At 69.2% G+C, this 24,398-nt stretch carries 26 protein-coding genes; 11 read left to right on the top strand and 15 right to left on the bottom strand.

Going from position 1 to position 24,398, the window contains the following annotated elements:
• Positions 1 to 195 precede the first annotated feature (195 nt).
• Both HALDL1_05695 and HALDL1_05700 read left to right on the top strand, forming a co-directional pair.
• Positions 196 to 1,416: an MFS transporter gene (locus tag HALDL1_05695; GenBank protein ID AHG03137.1), complete on the top strand. Its 1,221-nt coding sequence runs from the start codon at positions 196 to 198 to the stop codon at positions 1,414 to 1,416.
• A 39-nt stretch (positions 1,417 to 1,455) separates the two neighbouring features.
• Positions 1,456 to 2,124: an abortive phage infection protein gene (locus HALDL1_05700; protein ID AHG03138.1), complete on the top strand. Its 669-nt coding sequence runs from the start codon at positions 1,456 to 1,458 to the stop codon at positions 2,122 to 2,124.
• 1 nt (position 2,125) lies between these two features.
• On the opposite strand, the gene HALDL1_05705 is transcribed toward HALDL1_05700, so the two are convergent.
• The gene (locus HALDL1_05705; protein ID AHG03139.1) at positions 2,126 to 2,590 is read right to left on the bottom strand and encodes a methylated-DNA--protein-cysteine methyltransferase; all 465 of its coding nucleotides are present in this window, start codon (positions 2,588 to 2,590) and stop codon (positions 2,126 to 2,128) included.
• Between the two features lie 75 nt (positions 2,591 to 2,665).
• On the opposite strand from HALDL1_05705, the gene HALDL1_05710 reads away from it, so the two are divergent.
• Genes HALDL1_05710 through HALDL1_05725 form a run of 4 tightly spaced genes read left to right on the top strand, consistent with a single transcriptional unit; the run spans position 2,666 to position 6,371 of the window.
• Positions 2,666 to 3,433, top strand: coding sequence for an indole-3-glycerol phosphate synthase (locus HALDL1_05710; protein AHG03140.1), 768 nt, complete (start codon positions 2,666 to 2,668; stop codon positions 3,431 to 3,433).
• Entirely contained in the window at positions 3,430 to 4,722 is a 1,293-nt protein-coding gene (locus HALDL1_05715) for a tryptophan synthase subunit beta (GenBank protein AHG03141.1), read from the top strand. Before HALDL1_05710 ends, HALDL1_05715 begins: the two co-directional genes overlap by 4 nt.
• Positions 4,719 to 5,549 (top strand): tryptophan synthase susbunit alpha, encoded by an 831-nt coding sequence (locus tag HALDL1_05720; GenBank protein ID AHG03142.1) that lies wholly within the window; start codon positions 4,719 to 4,721, stop codon positions 5,547 to 5,549. The genes HALDL1_05715 and HALDL1_05720 overlap by 4 nt, the downstream gene beginning before the upstream one ends.
• A 24-nt stretch (positions 5,550 to 5,573) precedes the next feature.
• On the top strand, positions 5,574 to 6,371 hold the full coding sequence (locus HALDL1_05725) for a fructose-bisphosphate aldolase (GenBank protein AHG03143.1): 798 nt from the start codon (positions 5,574 to 5,576) through the stop codon (positions 6,369 to 6,371).
• 17 nt (positions 6,372 to 6,388) lie between these two features.
• Here the strand turns inward: HALDL1_05725 and HALDL1_05730 are convergent, their stop codons facing one another.
• Positions 6,389 to 6,565: a hypothetical protein gene (locus tag HALDL1_05730; protein AHG05196.1), complete on the bottom strand. Its 177-nt coding sequence runs from the start codon at positions 6,563 to 6,565 to the stop codon at positions 6,389 to 6,391.
• Between the two features lie 79 nt (positions 6,566 to 6,644).
• Here HALDL1_05730 and HALDL1_05735 point away from each other — a divergent pair, with 79 nt between their 5' ends.
• The gene (locus HALDL1_05735; GenBank protein AHG03144.1) at positions 6,645 to 7,811 is read left to right on the top strand and encodes a 3-dehydroquinate synthase; all 1,167 of its coding nucleotides are present in this window, start codon (positions 6,645 to 6,647) and stop codon (positions 7,809 to 7,811) included.
• Here HALDL1_05735 and HALDL1_05740 read toward each other — a convergent pair whose 3' ends face one another.
• Genes HALDL1_05740 through HALDL1_05750 form a run of 3 tightly spaced genes read right to left on the bottom strand, consistent with a single transcriptional unit; the run spans position 7,812 to position 9,951 of the window.
• Positions 7,812 to 8,255 carry a hypothetical protein gene (locus tag HALDL1_05740; protein ID AHG03145.1) on the bottom strand — a complete coding sequence of 148 codons (444 nt, stop codon included), beginning with the start codon at positions 8,253 to 8,255 and terminating at the stop codon, positions 7,812 to 7,814. It abuts the gene before it with no gap.
• Positions 8,256 to 8,297: 42 nt separating this feature from the next.
• On the bottom strand, positions 8,298 to 8,963 hold the full coding sequence (locus tag HALDL1_05745; GenBank protein AHG03146.1) for a 3-dehydroquinate dehydratase: 666 nt from the start codon (positions 8,961 to 8,963) through the stop codon (positions 8,298 to 8,300).
• A gap of 34 nt (positions 8,964 to 8,997) precedes the next feature.
• Complete coding sequence (locus tag HALDL1_05750) at positions 8,998 to 9,951, bottom strand: transcription initiation factor IIB 2 (protein ID AHG03147.1); 954 nt, start codon at positions 9,949 to 9,951, stop codon at positions 8,998 to 9,000.
• A 137-nt stretch (positions 9,952 to 10,088) separates the two neighbouring features.
• Between HALDL1_05750 and HALDL1_05755 the strand changes: the two genes are divergently transcribed.
• Positions 10,089 to 10,799, top strand: a complete 711-nt coding sequence (locus tag HALDL1_05755; protein AHG03148.1) for an iron/cobalamin ABC transporter substrate-binding protein — start codon at positions 10,089 to 10,091, stop codon at positions 10,797 to 10,799.
• 25 nt (positions 10,800 to 10,824) lie between these two features.
• Positions 10,825 to 11,322 (top strand): hypothetical protein, encoded by a 498-nt coding sequence (locus HALDL1_05760; protein ID AHG03149.1) that lies wholly within the window; start codon positions 10,825 to 10,827, stop codon positions 11,320 to 11,322.
• Here the strand turns inward: HALDL1_05760 and HALDL1_05765 are convergent.
• Complete coding sequence (locus tag HALDL1_05765) at positions 11,319 to 13,154, bottom strand: glycosyl transferase (protein AHG03150.1); 1,836 nt, start codon at positions 13,152 to 13,154, stop codon at positions 11,319 to 11,321. The genes HALDL1_05760 and HALDL1_05765 overlap by 4 nt on opposite strands.
• Before the next feature lie 296 nt (positions 13,155 to 13,450).
• Here HALDL1_05765 and HALDL1_05770 point away from each other — a divergent pair, with 296 nt between their 5' ends.
• Positions 13,451 to 13,690 (top strand): hypothetical protein, encoded by a 240-nt coding sequence (locus HALDL1_05770; protein AHG03151.1) that lies wholly within the window; start codon positions 13,451 to 13,453, stop codon positions 13,688 to 13,690.
• Positions 13,691 to 13,886: 196 nt separating this feature from the next.
• Here the strand turns inward: HALDL1_05770 and HALDL1_05775 are convergent, their stop codons facing one another.
• The 5 genes from HALDL1_05775 to HALDL1_05795 form a co-directional block, all read right to left on the bottom strand.
• Positions 13,887 to 14,492 (bottom strand): MarR family transcriptional regulator, encoded by a 606-nt coding sequence (locus HALDL1_05775; protein AHG03152.1) that lies wholly within the window; start codon positions 14,490 to 14,492, stop codon positions 13,887 to 13,889.
• Between the two features lie 98 nt (positions 14,493 to 14,590).
• The gene (locus HALDL1_05780) at positions 14,591 to 15,742 is read right to left on the bottom strand and encodes a phosphoesterase (GenBank protein AHG03153.1); all 1,152 of its coding nucleotides are present in this window, start codon (positions 15,740 to 15,742) and stop codon (positions 14,591 to 14,593) included.
• Between the two features lie 40 nt (positions 15,743 to 15,782).
• Positions 15,783 to 16,310, bottom strand: coding sequence for a hypothetical protein (locus HALDL1_05785; protein AHG03154.1), 528 nt, complete (start codon positions 16,308 to 16,310; stop codon positions 15,783 to 15,785).
• Between the two features lie 32 nt (positions 16,311 to 16,342).
• Positions 16,343 to 16,513 carry a hypothetical protein gene (locus HALDL1_05790; protein AHG03155.1) on the bottom strand — a complete coding sequence of 57 codons (171 nt, stop codon included), beginning with the start codon at positions 16,511 to 16,513 and terminating at the stop codon, positions 16,343 to 16,345.
• 45 nt (positions 16,514 to 16,558) lie between these two features.
• Positions 16,559 to 18,292 (bottom strand): pyruvate kinase, encoded by a 1,734-nt coding sequence (locus tag HALDL1_05795; protein AHG03156.1) that lies wholly within the window; start codon positions 18,290 to 18,292, stop codon positions 16,559 to 16,561.
• Positions 18,293 to 18,390: 98 nt separating this feature from the next.
• Here HALDL1_05795 and HALDL1_05800 point away from each other — a divergent pair, with 98 nt between their 5' ends.
• A complete protein-coding gene (locus HALDL1_05800; GenBank protein ID AHG03157.1) occupies positions 18,391 to 18,678 on the top strand; it encodes a hypothetical protein in 288 nt (95 codons plus the stop codon).
• A 189-nt stretch (positions 18,679 to 18,867) separates the two neighbouring features.
• Here HALDL1_05800 and HALDL1_05805 read toward each other — a convergent pair whose 3' ends face one another.
• The 4 genes from HALDL1_05805 to HALDL1_05820 all read right to left on the bottom strand — a co-directional run bounded on the left by HALDL1_05805 (position 18,868) and on the right by HALDL1_05820 (position 24,330).
• Entirely contained in the window at positions 18,868 to 20,919 is a 2,052-nt protein-coding gene (locus tag HALDL1_05805; GenBank protein AHG03158.1) for a methionyl-tRNA synthetase, read from the bottom strand.
• A 461-nt stretch (positions 20,920 to 21,380) separates the two neighbouring features.
• Positions 21,381 to 21,944 (bottom strand): hypothetical protein, encoded by a 564-nt coding sequence (locus HALDL1_05810; protein ID AHG03159.1) that lies wholly within the window; start codon positions 21,942 to 21,944, stop codon positions 21,381 to 21,383.
• 31 nt (positions 21,945 to 21,975) lie between these two features.
• A complete protein-coding gene (locus HALDL1_05815; GenBank protein ID AHG03160.1) occupies positions 21,976 to 23,040 on the bottom strand; it encodes an L-tyrosine decarboxylase in 1,065 nt (354 codons plus the stop codon).
• A gap of 45 nt (positions 23,041 to 23,085) precedes the next feature.
• Positions 23,086 to 24,330, bottom strand: a complete 1,245-nt coding sequence (locus HALDL1_05820; protein ID AHG03161.1) for a peptidase M48 — start codon at positions 24,328 to 24,330, stop codon at positions 23,086 to 23,088.
• Between the last annotated feature and the right edge of the window lie 68 nt (positions 24,331 to 24,398).

A 24,398-nucleotide genomic window follows, 5' to 3' on the forward strand; every position in this document is an offset into this window, starting at 1 on the left:
CTAAAAAGCCGTCACGGCCCCCCTCGCGCCCTCTGGGCGCGGTGGTCGCCGCTTGGCCCGCTCGCGCACTTCGTTCGCTCGTGGTGAGTGTGCTCGTATCGGGTGTTCCGTCGTCGCACCTCTCAAAATGACAGTTCATCTACTAAAATTGAGTCTCGGGAACGGCTTTTGTCGAGGCGTTCGTAGCCCACTTCGATGCAGAGCAGTCGGCGCACCGTCTGGCGCTACTACGCCTACCTCGCGACGACGGCGTACGGGTTCTACCTCCCGGTCGGCCTGCTCTACCTCCAGTCGGAGTTCGGGTGGGCCGTCGTCGGCCTCACGCAGGGCGTCTTCGCGTTCGCGCTGCTGCTCGCCGAGATTCCGACCGGCTACCTCGGGGACCGCATCGGTCGGCGCGCCAGCCTCGCCGTGGGGAACGCGCTGTCGGCGGGGGCGCTCGGCATCTTCGTCTTCCTCGACTCCCCGCTGGAGTACGTGTTACTGTACGCCGTCTGGGCGGTGGGATGGGCGTTCCGCTCGGGCACCGAGCAGGCGTGGCTGTACGAACTGCTCCAGTCCCGCGGGGACGACGACGAGTACGCGCGAGTCAGCGGCCGCGGAAGCACTGTAGTTCTGCTCGTGTCGGCCGTGACAGCCGCCGCGGCAGGCCTGCTCGTGACCTACGGCTGGGAGGTGCCGCTGCTCGCGAACGCCGCGCTCTCCGCGCTGGGCATTCCGGTCGTGCTGTCGCTGCCCGCCGTCTCCCCCGACGGCGACGCCCCCGCCGACGCGGACGTGTTCCGGGTCCGGGACGCGCTCCACACCCTCCGCCTGCAGGTCGGACGGCCGGAGGTTCGCTGGGTGGTCGCGTACGTCGCGCTGTTCCACGTGCTGTTCGCCGTGACACGACCCTACGAGTCACCAATCGCCGAGCAAGTCGGCGTCCCGGTGGCCGCCCTCGGTCTCCTGTTCGCCGGGTTCAAACTCGTCTCCGCTGGCGCGGCCTCGACCGCGGGCTGGTTCCGGGAGCACCTCGGTACCCGCCGCGTCTTCGTCCTGCTGATTCCCGTGTACGGGCTCGCCTACGCCAGCGTCGCGCTCCTGCCGGTGCTCGTTCTGCCGGTGTTCTTCCTCAACCGGAGCGTCCAGAAGGTCGTGCGACCGCTCCGCGACCAGTACCTCAACGACCGACTGACCGACGTCGGCCGTGCGACGGTGCTGTCGGGCGCGTCGATGGTGCTCTCGCTGGCGTCGGGGACGGCGAACCTGGTTAGCGGCTCGCTGGTCGAACTGCTCGGCCCGTTCCGGTTCCTCGCGGCCGCGGGCGTGCTGCTCGCTGGACTCGGTGGACTGCTGTGGCTCGCCGTCTCGCCGGTCCGGACGAGCGAGGGGACGAGCGCGACTCCCACGGCCACCACGGCTGACGCGGACTGACCGCCAGTTTTCTGTCGGCGTCCCGCGTGGGTCGTCCCGATGGAGACGTACTGGGTCTCGTTCGCGGTGGTCGCTCTCGCGCTGACCGCGGTCATCGTGGTGCTCACGAGACTGTCGGCGTCGCTGTTCGACGAGGACGCGACTGACCTCACGTCGACGGAACTGCTGGTGAACACGACCGCCTCCCAGGTCACGCTGGCGGCCATGCTGCTCGTCGCGGGGTGGCTGGCGGGGATTCCGACAGCGTCGCTCGGAATCGAATGGTCGCCGGAACTGCTGGCCGTCGGCGTCGCAGCGGGCCTCGCGTTCGCCGCCGGAAACGAGGCGCTGATGCGGGCGTTCGACGCCGTCGGACTGGGCTACGACGACTCGCTGCGGGACGCGCTCACGCCGACGACGCTCCCGGGCTGGCTGCTGTTGCTGTTCGTCGCGCTCCCCGTCGTCGCGGGCTTCGAGGAACTGCTGTTCCGCGGCGTGCTCGTTGGGGCGTTCTCCGCGGGATTCGGCCTCTCACCGTGGATTCTCGCGGTCGCCTCAAGCGTCGTATTCGGCGCGGCCCACACCGCACAGGGCTGGGTAGGCGTCTTCGTCACGACCCTCCTGGGGCTGGTGCTCGCCGCCGTCTACGTGAGCACGGGGAGCCTGCTCGTCGTGTTCGTCGCCCACTACGTCGTCAACGCCGTGGAGTTCACGGTCCACGCGCGCTGACTCAGGATTCGAGTTCGCGCAGCCGCCGGGCGACTCGTTCGGGCGCGCCGCTGGGTGCGTTGCTGACGCGGTGGTCGGGGACGAACAGCGGAACCGGGTTCTCCGCGAGCGCTGTGCGCGCGAGTTGACGGTCAGCCTCGTCTTCCGGGTCGCGCTCGGCGACCATCGTCAGGAGCGTGTCGAGGGTGATTCGGTCGCCGTACGGGACGTTCCGCACGGCCTCGAGGACGGCGCGCTGGTCGGTCGGGACGGTGAGTCCGACCGCGACGTCGTCGAAGTCGTCCGCAGCGCCGTCGAGATAGGCGTCGACGCGGTCGAACAGCGGGTGGTCGTCGTTCGCGTCCTCGGGTGCGTCCTCCGGGAAGGAGACGCTGACGACGCGGTCGCCCGCGACGCCGAGCTGGAGGAAGCAGTCGAGGAGCGGCGATTCGTGCGCGTAGATGCCAGCCGCGGTCATGGTGGACATCTCGCCCCTCGCGTCCTTGTACGTTCGCCACGCGACACAAGTCTTATGTACAGACTAGGCCATCAATGAACAACAATGAACGAGACAGCGGAGTTGGCGCCCGCGGTGCGCTCCATCCTCGACGCCGCCCGGGAGCGCGACGCGCCCGACGGCCGTGTGTCCGTCGAGCCACGGTCGCTGCCGGACGCGTTCGCCGCCGCCGAGGCCGACGGCCGGGTCCCCACGATAGCCGAGGTGAAACCGACCAGTCCGACGACCGATGGCGAGCGGAACGGCGACCCGGCCGAACTGGCCAGCGAGATGGTCGACGGCGGTGCGGCCGCCATCTCCGTCCTCACCGAGCCGGAGCACTTCGGCGGGACGACCGAGGACCTGGTGGCCGTCCGCGAGGCCGTCGACGTGCCCGTCCTCCGGAAGGACTTCCTCCTCCACGAATCCCAACTCGACGCCGTCGAGGCGGACGTCGTCCTGCTCATCGCGCGGTTCCTCGGCGACGACCTGTCCGTGATGCTCGATGCGGCTCGCGAGCGCGGCTTCCAGGTGCTCGTGGAGGTACACGACCGGGCGGAGCTCGAACACGCAGTCGACGCGGGCGCGACGCTCGTCGGCGTCAACAACCGCGACCTCGCGGAACTCACCGTCGACCTCGGGACGTTCGAGCGGGTCGCACCGCACGCGCCCGACGACGTCACGGTAATCGCGGAGAGCGGTGTCGGCTCGCCCGCGGACGTCCGCCGGATGCGCGAGGCGGGCGCCGACGGCCTGCTCGTCGGAAGCGCCATCATGGACGGGGCCGAAGCGGGGACCGTGACCGAGCAGACGCGACGCATCGTGAACGCATGAGCCGAGAACAACCACCGGAGGACGGACCCAGCGGGAAGTTCGGCGACTACGGCGGCCAGTACGTCCCCGAGGTGCTGATGCCCGCAGTCGAGGAACTCACGGACGCCTACGAGCGCTACGTGCTCGAAAACGAGGACGGCTTCGTCGACGACTTCCGGAGCCGAATCCACGAGTTCGGCGGCCGACCGACGCCGCTGTCGTACGCGGAGAACCTCACGGAGCGCTACGGGTTCGACGTCTACCTCAAGCGCGAGGACCTCCTCCACGGCGGCGCGCACAAGCTGAACAACGCGCTCGGACAGGTGCTGCTCGCGAAGTACATGGGCAAGGAGCGCATCGTCGCGGAGACGGGCGCCGGCCAGCACGGCACCGCGACCGCGATGGCCTGCGCGTACCTCGACATGCCCTGCGAGATATACATGGGCCGAACCGACGTGAACCGCCAGCGCCCGAACGTCTTCCGGATGCGCATCCACGACGCCGAGGTCAACCCCGTGGACGTCGGGTCGGGCACACTGAAGGAAGCCATCAACGAGACGATGCGGGACTGGGCGACGAACGCCGAGGACACCCACTACGTCATCGGGAGCGTCGTCGGCCCGCACCCGTTCCCCGCGATGGTGCGGGACTTCCAGTCGGTCGTCGGCGAGGAACTGCGCGTCCAGAGCCGCGACCAGCTCGGCGAACTCCCAGAGGCCGTCATCGCGTGCGCGGGCGGCGGGTCGAACACGATGGGCGCGTTCGCGTCGTTCGTCGGGAGCGCCGAACTGGCGGGGGCACCGGAGGGAACCCAGGACCCTGCATCGGAAGTCGACCTGCTCGCCGTTGAAGCAGGCGGCTCCAGCCTCGCCGTGGACGCCGAAGCGGGCTACGCGCCGAACTCCGCGAGCCTCTCGACGGGCACGGAGGGCGTGCTTCACGGCGCGCGCACCAAACTCCTCCAGACCGACGAGGGACAGATCGTCGACTCGCACTCCGTCTCGGCGGGCCTGGACTACGCGGGCGTCGGCCCGGAACTCGCCCACCTCGTGGATACTGGCCGCGTGACGCCGGTCAACGTCGACGACGACGCGGCGCTCGCGGCGTTCCACCGCCTCTCCCGCGAGGAGGGCATCATCCCCGCGCTCGAGTCCAGCCACGCGGTCGCGTACCTCGAGGAGTACGAAGGCGACGGCCCGGTCGTCGTCAACGTCTCCGGGCGCGGCGACAAGGACCTCGACACGGTCATCGAGGAGTCGACGGCCCGCGACCTGGACGCCGCGCCGACCATGGAGGTGTTCGAGGAGTGACCCGCAGCGACCTCCAGGCGGCCTTCGACGACGGCCCCGCGTTGATCTCCTACATCGCCGCGGGCGACCCGAGTGCGGCGGCCAGCAAGGCGTACGTCGAGGCGCTCGTCGAGGGCGGCAGCGACGTCATCGAGCTCGGCCTCCCGTTCTCCGAACCGGTCGCGGAGGGCCAGACCATCCAGCAGGCCATCAAGCGCGCGCTCGACGCGGGAATGACCCCTCAGTCCTACCTCGACCTCGTGGCCGACCTGGACGTCGACGTGCCGGTCGTCTGCATGACGTACTACAACCTCATCTACCAGTACGGCGACGAGCCCGGCCCCGAGGAGTTCGTCGCGGCCGCGGCCGAGGCGGGCATCTCGGGGTTCGTGGTGCCGGACCTCCCGGTCGACGAGTCCGGCCCGCTGTACGATGCCTGCCGCGAGCACGGGCTGGACCTGGTGTTCATCGTCGCGCCGACGACGACGCCCGAGCGACTCGACCGACTGCTCGACCGCACGACAGGATTCGTCTACGTACAGGGGCGCCTCGGCACGACGGGCGCCCGCGACGAGATGAGCGACGACACACCTGCCTCCCTCGAACGCCTGCGCGACGCGGCCCTCCCGAAGGCCGTCGGGTTCGGCATCTCCTCGGGCGAGCAGGCCCGCGAGATCGTCGCCAGCGGGGCCGACGGCGTCATCGTCGGGAGCGCGTACGTGGACATCGTAGCGGAGGGCGTAGAGAGCGACCGACCGACGGCCGAGGTGGCCGACCGCATCGCTGCGCTGGCCCGCGAACTGAAGGCGGGCGCCGTCGAAGCGGTGCCGGAACCGGAACGCAAATAGCGGACCGTTTGCTACTCACTACCAATGACAGCAGCAGGGAACACAGCGAGGCTAAATCGAATCGGTCGTGACGGGCGTTTCGTCACGATTCCGATGGACCACGGGCTCACACTCGGCGCGGTAGACGGGCTCGTCGACATCGAATCGACCATCGACGCAGTGACGGAGGGCGGCGCGGACGCCGTCCTCACGCAGAAGGGCATCGCGCCGCGCGTCCACCCCAACAAGAACGACGCGGGCTACATCGTCCACCTCAACGGGTCGACGACCATCGGCCCGGACGCCAACGACAAGCGCCTCACGGGCACCGTCGAGGAAGCCGTGCGCGCGGGCGCCGACGCTGTCTCTTTCCACATCAACGTCGGCAGCGAACACGAACCCGACCAGATCACGCAGCTCGCGGAGGTCTGCGACGACGCCGAACGACTCGGGATGCCCGTCCTCGCGATGGCGTACGCCCGCGGCCCGGGCGTCGACGAACACGACGCCGAGAACCTCGGCCACGCCGTCCGCCTCGCCGAGGAAGTGGGCGCGGACGTCGTGAAGACCGCCTACTCCGGCGACAGCGAGAGCTTCGAGCGCGTCGTCGAGTCGACCAGCAAACCCGTCATCATCGCGGGCGGCAGTCCGCAGGGCGACCGCGCGACGCTCCGCAACATCCGCGGTGCGATGGACGCGGGCGGCGCGGGCGTCTCGATGGGTCGCACCGTCTTCCAGCACGAGGACCCCGGCGCGATGGCATGCGCCGTCGCCGCCGTCGTCCACGACGACGCCACCCCCGAGGAGGCGCTCCGCGTCGCCGGCCTCCCGGTCGAAGCCTGAGTCTTCTCCCCGTCTTCTCAGAGTCGCCGGTCGAGGAAATTCGCGAGAAGCGCGAGCGGTGACTCCCCGTCGGCGTTCGCCCCGAAGTGGCCGCTCCCGGCGAGTTCGTGGTACTCGAAGTCCGCGTTCTCGCCCGCCTCGTAGCCGCAGTCCAGCAGCGCGTCACGGAAGTTGCGTGCCTGCGAGACGGGCACCCGTGGGTCGTTCTCGCCGCGTCTCGCAAGACCGGTCCCCTCCGGTACGTTGAAGGCCGCGTGCCGTCTCCTTCCGCCAATGACACGGTCCGTCTGGCTGAAGGCCGACGACGCGGTCGGCGACTGGGAGACCCGGAAGCGACGCATCACCGCCGGACTGGAGGCCGGCGTGGACTGGGTGCTCGTCGACGAGGAGGACGTCGAGAAGGTCCGCGAACTCGGCGCCGTGAACGTCGCGGCGTTCCGGACGGACGACGTGGACGTCATCGACGAGGCCGACCCGGACGAGGACGCGGAACCCGACGCGTGGGTCGTCGGGAAGGGCGGCGAGGGCGACGGCACCGTCGACCTCCCCGCGGACTTCTCGGGGAGCGCGGACCTCTCGGCCCTCCGGCGCGGGAACGCCGACGCGGGCTACGTCCACATCCTCGGCGAGGAGTACGAGTCGTTCGCGGAGGCCGCCGCCGAGGACGCCGAGTTCACCATCGTCGTGGGGAAGGACTGGACCATCATCCCGCTGGAGAACCTCATCGCGCGCATCGGCGGGGAGACGACGCTCGTCGCGGGCGTCGAGTCGGCCGAGGAGGCCGAGACGGCATTCGAGACGCTGGACATCGGCGCGGACGCCGTCCTCCTCGACAGCGACGACCCGGACGCCATCCGGCGCACCATCGCCGCTCGCGACGCCGCAGAGCGCGAGCAACTCGATATGTCGTGGGCGACGGTCACGACCGTCGAGGAGGCGGGGAGCGCGGACCGCGTCTGCGTCGACACCGGGAACCTCATGGAGGACAACGAGGGGATGCTCGTCGGGTCGATGTCTCGGGGCCTCTTCTTCGTCCACGCCGAGACGGCGGAGTCGCCCTACGTCGCCTCGCGCCCGTTCCGCGTGAACGCGGGCGCCGTCCACGCCTACGTCCGGACGCCCGATGGCGGCACGAAGTATCTCGCGGAACTCACCAGCGGCGACGAGGTGCAGGTCGTCGACCGTGACGGTCACACCCGGACCGCGGTCGTCGGCCGCGCGAAGATAGAGAAGCGCCCTATGTTCCGCGTGGAGGTCGAGACGGAGGCCGGCGACCGCATCGAGACGCTGCTCCAGAACGCCGAGACGATCAAGGTGTCCACGCGGGAGGGTCGGACCGCCGTCACCGACCTCGAAACGGGCGACGAACTGCTCGTCTACCTGGAGGAGGGTGGCCGGCACTTCGGCGAGGCCATTGAGGAGCGCATCATCGAACAGTAGCTACGCCGCGTTCTCCTCGCTCTCCTCGTCGGCGTCCCGCTGGAATCGCATCGTACACCACGGACAGAAGTCGAGTTCCTGGTCGAGTTCGCCGCCGCAGCTCGGACAGTTCTCCGCCGCCTCATCACCACTCATCGCGTCGGCGGCCGCCTTCGCCGCGGCGTCGCGGACGGCGACGAGGTAGGCGTCGGCGACGTTCAGCGCGCGCACGGCGAGCAGGCTCAGCGTCACCTCGGGGCCGAAACTCTTGCTCGCTTCGACCAGTCCCTGGATGCCCTGGGTGTCGAACGCTTCGATGGCCGACGGTGGGACGACGAGCACGGCGGTCGCGAGGGCGAGCGCGAACCAGGCGAGGGCACGCAGCCACCGCCGGAGGTAGACGTGTCCTAACCCGGGATAGACGAGGCCGAGCACGGCAGCGAGAACGCCACGTCGGTTGACCACAGTTACCTCACCTCGGCACCCCGTACTCCTAAACCCACCGAACTATCGGAGGTCCGCGACGAGTTCCCGGAGCGTCGCCGCGTCGTACTGCCCGGGCGCCGTCGCGTCCTCGGCATCGACGGGCGCGTAGCCGATGCTGGAGCCGTACAGTGGGGCGACTGCGCGGGTGTGGCGGCCCGCCTCGCCCATCGCCATCGTCGCGACGGTCATCCCCGCTGCGCTGTACTCGTGGGTCACGCGCAGCAGGTCGAGGGCGTCGCCGCGCTCCTCGGCGGTGACCGCGAGTTTCCCGACGTCGCCGAGCGAGCACGCCTCTCCGAGCGTCTCCGCGAGGTCCGAGAGGTCCGGCGTCCCCTCGAAGTCGTGGGCTGAGACGATGGTCGTCGTCTCCGTCGAGCGCGCCGCCGCGAGCGCCTCCGCGCCGTCGTCGGTGAGCGCGGCGAGCTCGATGTCGACTGCGTCAACGCAGTCCATCCGCGAGGCCTCCGAGAGCGCGTCGATGCGCCCCGAATCCTCGGCCTCGCCGCCCTCCCACTCGGGGCGGTTGGTCGCGATGAGCGGGAGGTCGCCGTCGTAGTCGTCGAGCGCCTCGAGCGGGTCGCTCGCGAGGTCCATGCGGAACTCGACGGCGTCCGCGTGCTCGCGGGCCGCCGCCTCGTCTGCGAGGTCGGAGACGCTCGCCGCGAGCACGAAGTCACTGAAGTCCATACCGGAAAACTCGCGGCCAGCGGGAAAAACCTCTCTAGACCGGAATCGTCTCCTCGGCCTCGAGGAGTTCGTGGTAGCGGTTGCGGATGGTGACCTCGGAGATGTCAGCGACCTCCGAGACCTTCGCCTGCGTCGTCTTCTCGTTGGTGAGCAGCGCGGCGGCGTAGACGGCGGCCGCGGCGAGGCCGACCGGTGACTTCCCGGAGTGGACGCCCTTGTCCTTGGCCGTCTTCAGCAGTTCGCGGGCGCGGTGGGAGGCCTCGTCGGAGAGTTCCAGCGAGGAGGCGAACCGCGGCACGTAGCTCTCGGGGTCCGCGGGCGCGACCTCGAGGCCGAGTTCGCGGATGACGTAGCGGTAGGTGCGGGCAATCTCGGCCTTCTCGACGCGGCTCACGTCGGCGATCTCGTCGAGGCTGCGCGGAACGCCGGCCTGGCGCGCGGCGGCGTAGACGCAGGAGGTGGCGACGCCCTCGATGGAGCGCCCCGGCAGCAGGTCCTCCTCGAGCGCGCGGCGGTAGATGACCGACGCCGTCTCGCGAACGCTGTCCGGCAGGCCCTGTGCGGACGCCATGCGGTCTATCTCGCCGAGGGCCTGCTTGAGGTTGCGCTCCTTGGCGTCGCGGGTGCGGAAGCGCTCGTTCCACTTGCGGAGGCGCTGCATCTTCTGGCGCTGATTGGAGGACAGCGAGTTGCCGTAGGCGTCCTTGTCCCGCCAGTCGATGTTCGTCGAGAGTCCCTTGTCGTGCATCGTGTTCGTCGTCGGGGCGCCGACGCGGGACTTCTGGTCTTTCTCCTTGGAGTCGAACGCGCGCCACTCCGGTCCGCGGTCGATGCCGTCCTCCTCGACCACGAGGCCGCAGTCTGCGCATACCGACTCGCCGTGCTCCTCGTCCTGGACGACCAGCCCGTCGCACTCTGGGCAGCCGTCCGTCGTCTCCGTCTCGTCTGTGCGCTCCCGCTCTCTGGAACGCATGCGTGTGTCTGTCATGTGGCGTACATCCCCCGGAAAACCGGATGAGTCGTGGACAACTCGTTGTCCCAAATCACACTTAAGGGTTCCGGAGCTACGACGACCGAAATCGCCAGAACACGTCAACTTTTACCACGCAACTCCAACGGTCGTTCATGCACGTCGTCTCGCTCGCGCCGAGCGCTACCGCTACCGTCGCCGCCCTCGGCGGTGCCGGCCGACTCGTCGGCGTCACGACACATTGTGACGTCGACGCACCGGTTGTCGGCGGCTGGCTCAACCCCGACTACGACCGCGTCGCCGACTGCGACCCCGACGTCGTCCTGACGAGCGACGACCTCCAGCGCGACATCCACGACGAACTCGAAGACCGCGGCTTCGACGTGGCACACGTCGAACCGTCGACGCTCGACGACGTCCTCGCCTCGTTCGGCGACATCGGCGACGCCGTCGGACTGCCCGAGGCCGGCGAGGAACTGGAGGCCGAGAGCCGCGAGCGAGTCCAGAGCGTCCGCGAGCGAGCGCCCGATGACGGCCCCGTGGTCTACTGCGAGGAGTGGTCGGACCCGCCGATGGCCGCGGGCAACTGGGTGCCCGACGTGGTCGAGGCCGCTGGCGGCCACTACCCGTTCGTGGACGCCGGCGAGCGCTCCCGTGAAATCGCCGGGAGCGCCGTCGAACGCGCCGACCCGGACCACGCCGTCGTCCACGTCTGCGGGAAGGGCGAGCGCGTGAACAGCGACCCGGCCGCCCGCTGGGGACTCGACGCCGACGTCCACGTCGTCGACGACAGCCTGCTGAACCAGCCGAGTCCCCGACTCCTCGACGGTCTCGAGACGCTCGCGGCGACGCTCCGGGACGACTAAGGTCGAGGCGCCCCCTCCCCTCTCCATGCGAGTCGCAGTCGGTTCGGGGAACCCGGTGAAACGCGCGGCCGTCGCTGCGGCACTGCCTGACGCGACGGTCGAGGCCGTCACGGTGGAGAGCGGCGTCGCCGAGCAGCCGTGGGGCGACGACGAGACGGTCGAGGGAGCACGCAATCGCGCCCAGCGGGCGCTGGGCGAGGGATACGACCTGGGGGTCGGACTGGAGGGCGGCGTGCATCAGCGAGGCGGTCAGTTGTTCCTCGTCATGTGGGCGGCGGCGACAGACGGCGAGCGCGTCGAACTCGGTGGCGGCCCCCGCATCCGACTCCCGAACGACGTGGCCGCCCGACTCCGCGACGGCGAGGAGCTCGGCCCGGTGATGGACGACCTGCTGGACACGTCGGGGGTCGCGGAGAACCAGGGTGCAGCGGGCGTGCTCACGGACGGAATTACGGACAGAACAGAAGCGCTCCGGGCGGCCGTTGCGGGCGCGCTCGGACCGTTCCGAACCGACTACTACTAGTCCTCGGCCGACGGCGCTTCGGCCTCGAGGTCCCGTTCCGTGCCGTCGACGGCCTCGGTCAGCGAGACGTTCAGTGACAGCATCGACACCGCGCCGCCGGCGACTGTGACGAGGTTCTTCACGATGTGGTCGACGATGGCGACGCCCACTGCCGTGCCGAACGTGACCGGCAGTAGCGTCGAAACGATGGCCGCGAACGCCGCCTCGTAGATGCCGATGCCGCCCGGCGGCCCCGGAATCACCTTCGCGAGGTTGCCGACGCTCACCGCGAAGAAGCCCACCGCGAGCAGACTCACCAGCGAGAGGTCGAGGCCGAACGCGAGGAACACGAGCAGCGCCGTCGCCACGTCGATGGTCCAGATGAGGACGCTCGACGCGCCGATGCGGCCGAACGACCGGCCGTCGCCCGCGACCCGCTGGATGTCGCCGACGAACGACTCGAAGACGCTCGCGACGAGCTCCGTGTAGGAGTCGTCGCTCGCCCAGTTGACCACCCGGCGCACGTAGTTCGAGTCCGAACGCGCCGACCAGACGATGGCGACGACCGACGAGATGGCGAGCGCGCCCACCACGGCGGCGACGACGACGGCCTGCTGGACCGCCCGGGACTCCTGGCCACCCAGCCCCTGCCCGGACGCCGTCGCGGCGAGTTCGGCGAGCGTCGACGGCGAGAACGCGGCGAGCGCGACGAGCACGCTGCCCGCCAGCACCGTGATGGTGAGCAGGTCGAAGACGCGCTCGACGGCCAGCGACGCGAACCCGGTCGTGTACGGGACGCCCCGCCGCGCCTTCACGACGTACGCGCGGATAGCGTCGCCCGCCCGCGCTGGGATGACCAGGTTTCCGGTCTGGCTGATGAACACCGCGCCCGTGAGGAAGCCGACGCTCTCCCGGTACCCCAGTTCAGAGAGGATGTCGCGGTAGCGGAGGCCGCGCAGCGGCCAGGAGAGCACGTAGACGACGGCGCCCGCGGCGACGAGCGCGGGGTCGGCGTTCGAGACGGCGTCGACGAACGCGTCCACGTCGATGTAGACGAACATCAGCGCAAACGCCGCAACCGACAGCAGCGTCCCGACGAGCATCCCGGTGCGGCGGTTGGCGTACGGACTGACGGAGAACTCCCAGAAGCAGCGCAGTATCTGGCTCCCCATCCCGAAGACGTCCCGCACCAGGTCGACCTTCGAGTCGCCCTTCGGCTCCCAGTCGACGGCGAACTCCTTGACGCGGAAGCCGCGGCGCTGGGCGCGCACCAGCATCTCCGTGTCCCAGAACCAGTGTTCGTCCTCGACTTCGCCAACGAGGTCCTCGAAGGCCGCCCGGCTGAACGCCTTGAACCCGCACTGGTGGTCGCGGAGGTCCGAGCGCAGCAGGGTTCGGACCGCGAAGTTGAACCCCTTGGACGGGACGCCGCGCTTGGCGGGCCGGTCGGCGGTGTTGTCGGGCATCCACCGCGACCCCGTCGCGACGTCGTAGGCGCCCGAGCGAACGCTCTCGACGAGTTCTTCGAGGTGGCGCATGTCCGTCGCCATGTCCGTGTCGAAGTAGACCAGCGTGTCACCACGGGCGTCAGCGAACGCCGCGTTCAGCGCGCCGCCGCGCCCCAGTCGCTCGTCGCTGTGGAAGTGCCGGACGCGGTCGTCCGCTGCCGCGAGTCGGTCCGCGATCTCTGGTGTCTCGTCCTCGCAGCCGTCCTCCGCGACGACGACCTCGTAGCTGCCGTCCGGCAGGAAGCCGCTCAGGGTCTCGAGTGTCGTCCGCACCGTCGTCTCGATCGTTCCCGCCTCGTTGTAGGCGGGGAGGACGACACTCACCTCGACGGCGGAATCGCTCATTGGTCAAGGAATCGGCTCGAAGCCTGTAAGTACCTTCTGTCTCCGCCCGCCCCATCACGCCGTGTACGGCCGGTAGCGGACTGTACGCCGGACTGAACCCTGTTGTCCGCGCGGTGGTTACCGGCTGTCGGCGAGTAGGCGTCTCGAACCGCGTAGCCCGCTGTTAACCGCACCTACCAACGGGGGTGGTCCCCAGCCCGGTAGCCCACCGCGGAACCGACCAAAACCGCAAGACGGAAGCGAGTTTTACCGGTCGTACCAAACCCCTCTTGGGGGGACAGCACAACCCTACGAACATGAGCGCGACTGCCACGGCGACCGCGTCACTCACTCCCAAACAGCACCGCATCCTCGACTACCTCCGAGAGCACGCCGACGAGCGGACCTACTTCAAGTCCCGGCTCATCGGCGACGAACTCGAACTCTCCGCGAAGGAGGTCGGTGCCAACATGCCCGCCATCGAGAGCGGCGAGTTCGACGTGGACGTCGAACGCTGGGGCTACTCCTCGAGCACCACGTGGAAGGTCGAGGCCTGAGTCGGCTCTCGTCCCGCCGTCCCCACCCGCGACTGTCGTCCAGGCCCGTCATCCACCCGGACGACGCCCCCATTGACGCTCGCAGCGTCACTCGCCGGCCACAGTATCTGTCACTCGCGGTCCTGGCGGACCGCGCTCGTTCTACACTCCACAGCGCCGCCGCTGGGCAACCGAATTCCGGAGCACTGTCGACCGGTCAGGGGTCGTAGGAGAGCAGGTTCGCGGCCTCCCCGGCGAACTCCGCGGCGTTCGCGTCGAAGGAGTCGGCGTACCGCACGAGCAGGGTGACGAGGACTTCGGGCTCCTCTACCGCGTAGCCGTCCGCCCGGGAGAGCAGGCCGGCGTCCTCTAACTGGGCGGCGTACTTGCTGACCGTCGCCCGCGAGACGCCGAGAGCCTCGGCGATGTCGCCGCCCGTCGCGTCGGGATTCCGGAGCAACTCGACGACCATCCCGCGCGGGGTGTCCCGGCGGAGGTAGCCCAGCGCGCGGCGCTCGAACGGCGAGAACCGGCCCGCCGGGAACAGCCGGCGGTAGTCGCCGTCGCGCTCGCTCTCGACGGCGCCGTCCTCGAGCAGGCGCTTGAGGTGGTGCTGGGTCTCGCCGGTGCCGAGTTTGAGGTCGTCCCGGAGCTTCGAGAAGTGCGCGCCCGGCGTCGTCGTGAGGTAGCCGGCGATGGCGTCACGGACGTCGCTGTCGTCGCTGGCGTCCGCGTCGTCGCCGGCGAACCGGGTCAGCGGACTCGCAGCGCCCACGGCGGCGAACCGCCGGAGTGTCGAGCGCTTGTCCTCGTCGATGCCCATTCGACTCCGGGTAAGGCGTCCGGGGAGAAAAGGGTTCGGTACGCTGAGACTACCGTGTCACTACCACGCCAGTACGGCGCCGAAAAGACGGGTGGTTGTCAGGTGCTGGCGTTGTCGTCGTCGGTGTCGCCCGCCCCCTCCTCGCCATCGAGTTCCGCGTCCATCTCGTCGATGACGGCGTCGGCGTCCTTCAGGCCGGCGTCCTCGCCGCGCTGGACCGCCTCGGCCTTCTCCTCTAGTTTCGCGGGGTCGACGTCGGCCTCCTGGCTGATCTGGTTGAGGATCTCGTCGATGTCGTCGAGGCCGATGAGTTCGCGGGTCTCCACGTCGAAGTCGAGGCTGTCGAGTTCGGTGCCGTCGCCCGAGACGTCGCTCCCAGCGAGGTGTTTGCCGTACCGGCCGACGAGGCTGGACAGCTCCTGCGGGATGACGAACGTGTTGGACTCGCCCTCGCCGATGCCCTCCAGGGTCTCCATGCCCTTCTCGATGATGGCGCGCTCGCCCATCGATTCGGCGGACTTCGCGCGGAGCACCGTCGAGATAGCGTCACCCTGCGCTTCGAGGATCTGGGACTGCTTCTCACCCTGCGCGCGGATGATGTTGGACTGCTTGTCACCCTGCGCGTTCTCGATGGCGGACTGCCGTTCACCCTGGGCCTCCAGGATCATGGCGCGGCGGCGGCGCTCGGCGCTGGTCTGTTGCTCCATCGCCTTCTGGACCTCCTGGGACGGGTTGACCTCCCGGACCTCCACGCTCTCGACGCGAATCCCCCACTCGTCGGTGGGTTCGTCGAGTTCCGTACGGATGCGGGCGTTGATCTCCTGGCGCTTGTTGAGCGTGTCGTCGAGTTCCATGTCGCCGAGCACCGCGCGCAGCGTCGTCTGCGCGAGGTTCGACACGGCGGTCTTGTAGTTGTCCACCTCGAGGAACGCGCGCTTGGCGTCCCGCACGCGGATGTAGATCACGGCGTCGGCGGTGACGGGGGAGTTGTCGCGCGTGATGGCCTCCTGGCGGGGCACGTCGATGGTCTGCGTGCGCATGTCGAATCTATACGTGCGCGAGACGAACGGTGGCACGATGTTGATGCCCGGTTCGAGCAGGCCGCGGTACTCCCCGAACACCGTCAGCGCCTTCTTCTCGTAGGCGTCGACGATCCGGACCGTCTGGTAGACGACGACCGCGAGTAGTAGCAACAGCAACAGTCCGACGACGGTCACCACCGCGCCGCCGGTCTGGAGTGGTGTGAACATCGACTAGACTGTTCGGCGAGCGGACAATAAGGTTGCCGCCTCAGGCGGTGTCGCTCCCCTCGCGCTCCCGGTCGAGCTCGCGGTCGATCTTGTCGTCGCCGTCCACCACCTCGACGGTGACGATGTTGCCGCCGCCGGGGTCGACGACGACGACGTCTTTCCCCTCCGGGATGGTCCCCGAGATGGAGCGAGCGCCGTACGAGGAGTCGAAGCCGCCGGACTCGAGTTTCACGCGGCCGGACCGCGGCGTCACCTCCTCCACGACGTACCCCCGCTTCCCGCGGAGGTCACTGGAGTCCTGGGTCTGTCCGCGCCCGGTCCCCTCGTACAGTTCGTAGTAGCGGTAGACGTACAGCGCCCCCAGGCCGACACCGAGCACGACGAACGCTAGGACGAACGGCGTCGCCACCGCCGGGACGAACAGCCCCAGCAGTCCGGCGGCCAGCACCGCCACGCCGATGACGATGAAGTGCGCGCCCGGTGCGAACGCCTCGAAGATGCAGAGCCCAACCCCGATGAGGACGAGCAGGAACGACAGCGACTGCCCGAATATCGTAACCCCGGTCATACGGTGTGGTTAGGACCGGGTTGGGAAAACCGTTACCCGAACAGCAGGAGTCCGATGACGCCGAGCATGAACGCGACGCCGAGCAGGAAGAAGACGACGTTCTCCGCGCTCGGCGACCCCGGCTCTATGGAGTCGCCCTCTGGCTCCGCGTCCGGCCCGACGTCGTCGAGGCCGTACCGCCACGACCCGTCGTTGTCCGCCATACGTGGAGTTGACCGCGGACGCGGAAAAACTCGTGGGTCGTGTGGTCAGGGGTCGGCGGCGTACACCACGCCGCGCTCGCCGTCCACCGTCACCAGCGTGTTCGCAGGGACGGTCGCGACGTCGACGTCGCCGACCATCGGGACGTCGAGTTCGCGCGCGACCATCGCCGGGTAGCCGGTCATCCCCGACTGGGCGCTCACGATGCCCGCCACCTTCGAGAGGTCGCCGCTGAACTCGTCGTCGAACGTCGAGTCCAACACGAGCACCGCCCCCTCAGGCACGTCCGCGAGGTCGCCGTCCTCGACGTGCGTGGCAGTCCCGGTCGCGCGGCCGTCGACGACCGACCGCCCGGAGGCGAGCGTCTCGGCGGCGACGTGGACCTTCAGCGTGTTCGTCGTGTTCGCGCCCTCCAGTTCGGTCATCATCCCAACGAGCACGACCACGGTGTCGCCGCTCTCGACCAGGCCGGAGTCGACGGCCGCCTGCACCGCGTGCTCGACGACGGTGGCCGGGTCGCTGTCGACGACCGCCGCGTACTCCGCGTGGACGCCCCAGTTGAGGCCGAGCTGGCGGCGAACCCTGTTGGACGGGGTCGCACAGACGACGGGGACGCGCGGCCGGAACTTCGCCGCCTTCCGCGCCGTGTACCCCGACTCGGAGGCGACAACCACCGCGCTCGCGTCGATGTCCCGGGCGAGGTAGCGCGCCGACCGCGCCAGCGCGTCGGTCTTGGCCGCACCGTCGGACTCGGGCACGCGCTGCTCCATGAGTTCCGCGTACTCGTCGCTGGCCTCCACCTGGCGCACGATGCGGTCCATCGTCTCGACCACGCGCGTCGGGTCGTCGCCGACGGCCGTCTCCGCGGAGAGCATGACCGCGTCGGTGCCGTCGAGGACCGCGTTCGCGACGTCGGAAGCCTCTGCGCGGGTCGGCCGCCGCGCGTGCACCATCGAGTCGAGCATCTCCGTCGCCGTGATGACCGGGACGCCCGCCTCGTGGCACCGCCGGATGATGCGCTTCTGGATCATCGGCACGTCCTCCATCGGGCACTCCACGCCGAGGTCGCCGCGGGCCACCATCACGCCGCTGGCGGCCTCTACGATGCCCTCGAGGTTCTCCACCGCCCCCCGCCGCTCTATCTTCGCCACGATGGGGATGTCGGCACCGAAGGACTCGACGACGCGGCCGACCTCCAGGACGTCCTCGGCGTCCCGGACGAAACTCGCCGCGAGGTAGTCGACGTTCTGTTCTGCGGCGAACTCGATGTCGCGGCGGTCCTTCTCGGTCACCACGTCGAGGCCGAGCTCCGCGCCCGGCACGTTCACGCCCTTCTGGCTACCCAGGTCGCCGCCGGACTCGACGCGAGCGAAGACGCGCTCGCCCTCGACCCGTTCGACCACCGTCTCGATGCGCCCGTCGTCGAGCAGCACCCTGGTCCCGGGGTCGACCGCCGCGATACTCGTCGAGAGCCCCACCGTCTCGCCGGTCGTCTCACCGTCCGGGACGAACTCGACGAGGCTGCCGGACTCGAGGTGAACTGGCGACTCGGTCGCTGCGGTCCGCACCTCCGGCCCCTGCGTGTCCAGCATCACCGCCAGCGGCTTCTCGGTCTCGTCGTCCACGCGCCGCGCGGTGTCGACGAGCGCCGCCCGGTCCTTCAGCGTCCCGTGGCTGGCGTTCACCCGGGCGACGGTCATTCCGGCGTCCGCCAGCGCCCGCACCGACGCCTCGTCGTCGGTCGCGGGCCCAAGCGTGCAGACGATCTTGGCGTTCCTCATTGCCCGGCGATACGCCGCCCCCCGGGAAAAACCCACGTGGGGGACGGCTGCCACACCGGGCCACAGTCGTTTTGACCCCGGCCAGCGAACAGGAACGCATGCAGACCTACGCCGCCTTCGCCAACGTCGAGACCGGGGAGTACCAGAACACGCAGGAACTCGCGTCCATCTGGGGGGACCTCCGCCAGGACCTCGAGAACCGGAACTGCGAACTCCGGGACGCCTACATCCTTCTGGGCGAGCGCGACGTGCTCCTCCTCCTCGACGCCGAGGACCGACAGGCCGCGCTCGAGGCCTCTATCGCGGCACAGCACTACGGCATCGGGCTGGAGACGATGGAAGCCATCCACGTCGACGACCTCGGTCAGTTCGTCGACGACGCCTAGTACGCCCCTTTTGCGCTATCCGTCGAAAGAACGCTCGCGCTACTCGGCTGGCGAAAACTCGCCTCGACTACTGCGTAGCTTCAAGTGACAAGCCGGGACCAACCCGGCGCGTGACCTGAGACGCCGCCCGGTGCGCCCGGACTCGGTAGCGCGGCGCCGCGTACCGGAGCAGTCCGCCGCCTGTTCGCCCTACTTGACCTTCGTGCCGGGGACGCTGTCGCCGTGGGTCGTGAGGAGGTCCGCGGCCTCGCCGGCGGCGAGCACCATCCCGTTGGACTCAACGCCGAACAGCTCCGCTTTCTCGAGGTTCGCGACAACGACGACCTTCGTGCCGGGGAGGGCGTCGAGGTCGTGGAGCTGTTTGATACCGGCGACGATCTGGCGGACCTCGTGGCCGATGTCGACCTCGAGGCGCGCGAGGTCGTCCGCGCCCTCGATTCCCTCAGCGGTCTGGATTTCGCCGACGCGCAGGTCGAGGCTCTGGAACTCCTCGAAGCCGATGCGGTCGTCGGCCAGCGGTTCGAGTTCGACGTCTGATTCTTCGCCTCCCTCCGTCTCCTCGGAGTCGTCGGCGCTCGCGGCCTCGATCTTCTCCTGGAGCGTCTCGTCCAGTTCCGCGACCCGGTCGTCCTCGACCTTGGTGAACAGCTCCTCGGGCTCGCCGAACTCCGCGGGTGGCTCCTGCAGACAGTCCGCGATGGTGGCGTCCGCGACTGTGTCCGCCTCTTCGAGTTGCTGCCAGACCTCCTCGGCCTTCTCCGGCGTGAACGGCTGGAGCAGCACGGCGACGGCCTTCACCAGCTGCACGCAGTCGCGGATGACCGGCGTGGCCTCCTCGTCGTCGAGCTTCCAGGGCTCGTTGCGCTGGATGTACTCGTTGCCGAACCGCGCGAGTGCGACCGTGCGCTCGCCCGCCGTCCGCAGGTCGTAGTCGTTGAGCGCGTCCTCGTAGTCGTCCATCGCCTGCGCGATCTCGGTCTCCACCTCGTCGGAGAGGCCGGCCTCCGGCGTGCCGCCGAAGTTCCGATTCGCGAACAGCAACGCGCGGTAGACGAAGTTGCCGACGACGTCCGCGAGTTCGCTGTTCACGCGCTCCGCGAAGCGGTCCCACGAGAAGTTCACGTCGCGCTCGAACCCGCTGGCGGTCGTCATGTAGTACCGCAGGAGGTCGGGATCGAACCCTTCGTCGAGATACTCCTCGGCCCAGATGGCGCGGTTCTTCGACGTCGAGAGCCCCTTACCGTCGATGTTCACGAAGCCGGCCGCGCAGACCGCTCGCGGCTCGGCGTAGTCTGCGGCCTCCAGCATCGCCGGCCAGTAGACCGTGTGGTGCTGGATGATGTCGCGGCCGATGACGTGGACGATCTCGCCGTCGCCGTCCTTCCAGACGGACTCCCAGTCGAGGTCGCCCGCGCGCTCGCTGTACTGCTTCGTCGCGGAGACGTACTCGATGGGGGCATCCACCCAGACGTAGAGCACGAGGTCCTCGGCGCCCTCGCCCGGGTAGTCGATACCCCAGTCCATGTCCCGGGTGATGCAGAGGTCCTGCAGTTCGCCCTCGATCCACTCCCGTGGCTGGTTCTGGGCGTTGCTCGTCCCCTCGACCCGGTTGATGAATCCCTGGAGATGTTCCTGGAGGGCAGACAGCCGCAGGAACTTGTGCTCGCGGCGGCGGTACTCCGCGGGGTTGCCGGTGATGGTCGAGACGGGGTCTTCGATCTCGCCGGGTTCGAGGTGGCGCTGGCAGCCCTCGTCGCACTCATCGCCGCGGGCGTGCTCGCCGCAGTACGGGCACGTCCCCTCGACGAAGCGGTCGGGGAGCCACTGGTCGGCCTCCGGGTCGTAGGCGACGTCGATCTCCTTCTCGTGGACGTAGCCGTTGTCCTCCCAGGCGCGGACGAACTCCTTGGTCAGTTCCGTGTTCGTCTCGTCGTGGGTGTGGCCGTACTGGTCGAAGTCGACGTTGAACTTCGGGAACGTCTCCCGGTACTGCTTGTGGTGGCGGAGCGCGAACTCCTCGGGGTCGACGCCTTCCTCAGCCGCGTTCACGGCGATGGGGGTGCCATGCATGTCGCTGCCACAGACGTAGACGGCCTGCTGGCCGAGTTTCTGGAGCGCGCGGGTGAACGCGTCCGCGCTCACGTAGCTCCGGAGGTGTCCGATGTGGAGGTCGCCGTTGGCGTACGGCAACCCCGCCGTGACCACCGCTGGGTCGTCCGTGGGGTAGTCCTCGTAGCTCATACTCCCTCGTTCTGCTGGCGCGGGCCTAAAGCCCGCTGGTTGTGTCGTGACATTCCGGTTCCCTGTGGCGTGGCTGCTCGGCGATTCCTGCGGGGAGAACGGTGTTCGCGCCCGCCAGGCGATCGCATGAGGGCCCGAGGGCAGGCGGTTCGCACCACCGCCAGAAATTCGTTCCTCAGCGCTCGACGGTGACCCCGCCGAACAGCGCCAGTCCGGTCAACACGAGGTCGACGCCCTCACCGCTGGTGGCCGGCGGCCGCGGTCCTCGCTCCCGCCGAACAGCGAGGGGAAGAAGTCCCACAGTGAATCTGTGGGGACGAAATCGGTCGTGGTCAACAGCAAGAGGACGCCGACGAGGATGATGAGCCACCCGTGGTCGTCCGGTCGGAACGGGGACGTGACATACCCAGGCGTGAACGCCAGCCGACATAACCGTTGTCACGATTCTCCGGGCCCGCGTCTCAGACCACGAACAGCGCGCCCTCGAGGACGAGGATGGTGACACCGAGGCGGCCGACGCTGCCCGCGAACGTGGCCGCGGCGAACTTCGCGTACTCCTTCTCGATGACGGAGAACGCGTAGATGGAGAGCGTGTCCGGGAAGCCGGGGACCGAGAGGCCGAGGGCCATCCCGGCGTAGCCGTACCGCCGAACGAGTTCGACCATGCGGGCCTTCGACCAGGCGACAGGGTCGAACCCCACGCGGCGCAACGCTCGCACGACGAGGCCCGAGTGGCTGGCGCCGTAGCCGACGTACAACGCGATGACGCTGCCGAGTGCCTTCCCGGCGCTGCTGACGAGGACGACGACGGCGACGAGGATGGGGCCGGGGACGCCGAGTCCCAGCGTCGCACCCGCCGCGCAGACGTAGCCCGCGGGACAGAGCACGATCTCGCTGGGGAGCGGGAGGACGAACGCGATGAGGAACGAGTAGAGGAAGATGATCGCCAGGCCCTCCGCTCCGGACGCGGCCCGGACGCCGTTCTCGAAGGTGTGCAGGTCGATGCCGAACAGGAGGGCGGTCACTGCCGGAGAGTCACCCCCGAGTGTGAAAATGCTACTGGATGTTCGCTATATCTGCGAGGAACCGGTCGAGCATCCCACGAGTGACGTGGGGCATGCAGACGACGCGGAGTTCGCCGCCGGCCATGCGCGAGATACGCCAGCCCCGCTCGCGGAGCGCCGCGAACTCGTCGTCGGGGAGGTCGGCGGCGACCAGCGGGAGCACCGGGTCGACGACGTCGTAGCCGCGACCCTCGAGTTCGGCCGCGAGGAACTCCGCGTTCGCCATCGAGCGCTCGTACTGCTCGCGGTAGCCCGCGGGCCAGAGCGCCTCCAGGGCGGCGTGGGCACCCGCGACACCCGCCCCGGAGCGCGTGCCGCCGAGCGTCGGCTGGGTCTCCGATTCGAGGTACGGTGTCCGGATGGACAGCGCGTCTAGCGTCTCCGGGTCGCGTGCGAGGAACCCCCCGGAGGGGATGGGCGCCTGCCCCATCTTGTGCGGGTCGATGGTCATCGTGTCGACGGGGGCGTCCGCGAAACTCCAGTCGTGGTCCGTGAACGGGAGGACGAAGCCGCCCCAGGCCGCGTCGACGTGGAGGTTCGCGCCGACGTCCGTGGCCACCTCGCCGAGCGCGGGAATCGGGTCCACGCGCCCGAACTCCGTCGTGCCCGCGACGCCGACGACGAGCGCCGTGTCGTCGTCCGCGAGGTCGGTGACGGCGCCCACGTCCGCGCGGTGGTCGTCGTCCAGCGGCGCTAGTCTGAGTTCGACGTCGAGGACCTCTGCGGCCTTCTGGAAGCTGAAGTGCGCGCTCTCCGGCGCGACGACGTTCACGTCGCCGTCCGCGAGGTTGCGGGCGGCCCGCACCGCCTGCAGGTTCGCCTCGGTACCGCCGGAGCCGACGTAGCCGTGGGGGTCGTCGAGGCCGACCACGTCGCCGAGCATTCCGACTGCCTCCGCCTCCAGTTCGGATACGGCGGGGTAGGTCGCGGGGTCGCCGGGGTTGTCCGCGAGGAACTCGACGGCCGCCTCGCGTGCCGCCGGGTGGGGCTCGGTACACATCGAGGAGAGCACGCGGTCGAAGTTCTGTGGGGCGGGTCTGGGCTCCGCACGCGTCATAGCTCCGAGAACTGGGAGGAGTGGTTTAGCGGTTCCGCTCTCGGTCTACGGCGCCTCCTCGGTCAGGTAGCGGATGCGCTCGGGAACCGGCGGGTGCTGGTAGTGAAACGTCTCGTAGAGGGGGTGCGGGAACGGGTTGCCGAGGTTCTCGCTAGTGAGGTCCGCGAGCGCGTCCGCGAGCGGAGCGCCGCTGCCCATCACGTCGACGGCGAAAGCGTCGGCCTCGCGCTCGTTGGCGAGCCAGAGCTTGTTCTGGATGGGCGAGGTCAGTTCGTCGAGGGGCTGGAGCCACAGCGCCGCGAGCAGCAGGCCGGCGGCTGGCTGCTGAGGGACGGCGAACATCTCGTAGAGCCACGCCGACTCGACGAGGAACTGCGCGACGAACAGCAGCACGGCGACCTGCACGGCGCTCGCGGCCACGTTCTGCCAGATGTGCCCCTTCTTCCAGTGGGCGAGTTCGTGGGCGAGCACGCTCTGGACCGCCGTCTCGTCCATCTGCTCGACGAGCGTGTCGAAGAGGACGACGCGCTTGGTGCGCCCGAACCCGGTGAAGAAGGCGTTCGAGTGGCTCGACCGGGAGCTCGCGTTCATCACGTACACCTGGTCGCAGGTGAAGCCGGCGCGCTCGAAGACGTCCTCGACGGCGTCCCGCAGGCTCCCGTCCTCGATGGGGTCGAAGTCGTAGAACAGCGGCATCACGACCCGCGGGACGAGCACCTGGCTCGCGAGCAGGAACGCCACGACGACGCCCGTCGCGGCCAGCCACCAGAACGCGGGGAACCACTCGACGGCGAGCAGCACGCCGCCGCCCAGTATCGCGGTGAAGACGACGGCGACAGCGGTGCCGACGAGCTTGTCGCGCGCGAACAGCTGCGGCGACTGCTCGTTGAAGCCGAACGCCTCCTCGACGCCGAAGGTGTCGGCGGCGTCGAAGGGTAGCGACAGCACCTGGAGGGCGACGACGGCACCGACGAACAGCAGGACGCCGGCGAGCAGGTCGTTCGCCACGACGTCGAACGTCCACTCGACCGCCCCGCCGAACAGGCCCGAGTAGAGCACGAGCAGGACGAACGCGAGCACGACGACGCTCTGCAACTGGGACGCCGCGGTGCCGAGCCGGTGGTAGTCGAGCAGCCTGTCGGGGTCCTCGACGCCGCCGGTGTCCGCGAGCCACTCTGCGCGCTCCCGGACCGTCCGCTCGGCGTACCGGACGTTCAGTGCGGCGAGCACCGCGAAGAACGCCGTCGTGCCGACGACGAGCGCGAGGAAGACCGCGTGATAGACGAGCATACCGCGTGGTATGGAGAGATTCGTCAAACGTCTGTCGGTGACCGGCGAGAACGAGAACCAGCATTCGC

The sequence above is a fragment of the Halobacterium sp. DL1 genome (genome assembly GCA_000230955.3).
Classification (GTDB): Archaea; Halobacteriota; Halobacteria; order Halobacteriales; family Halobacteriaceae; genus Halobacterium.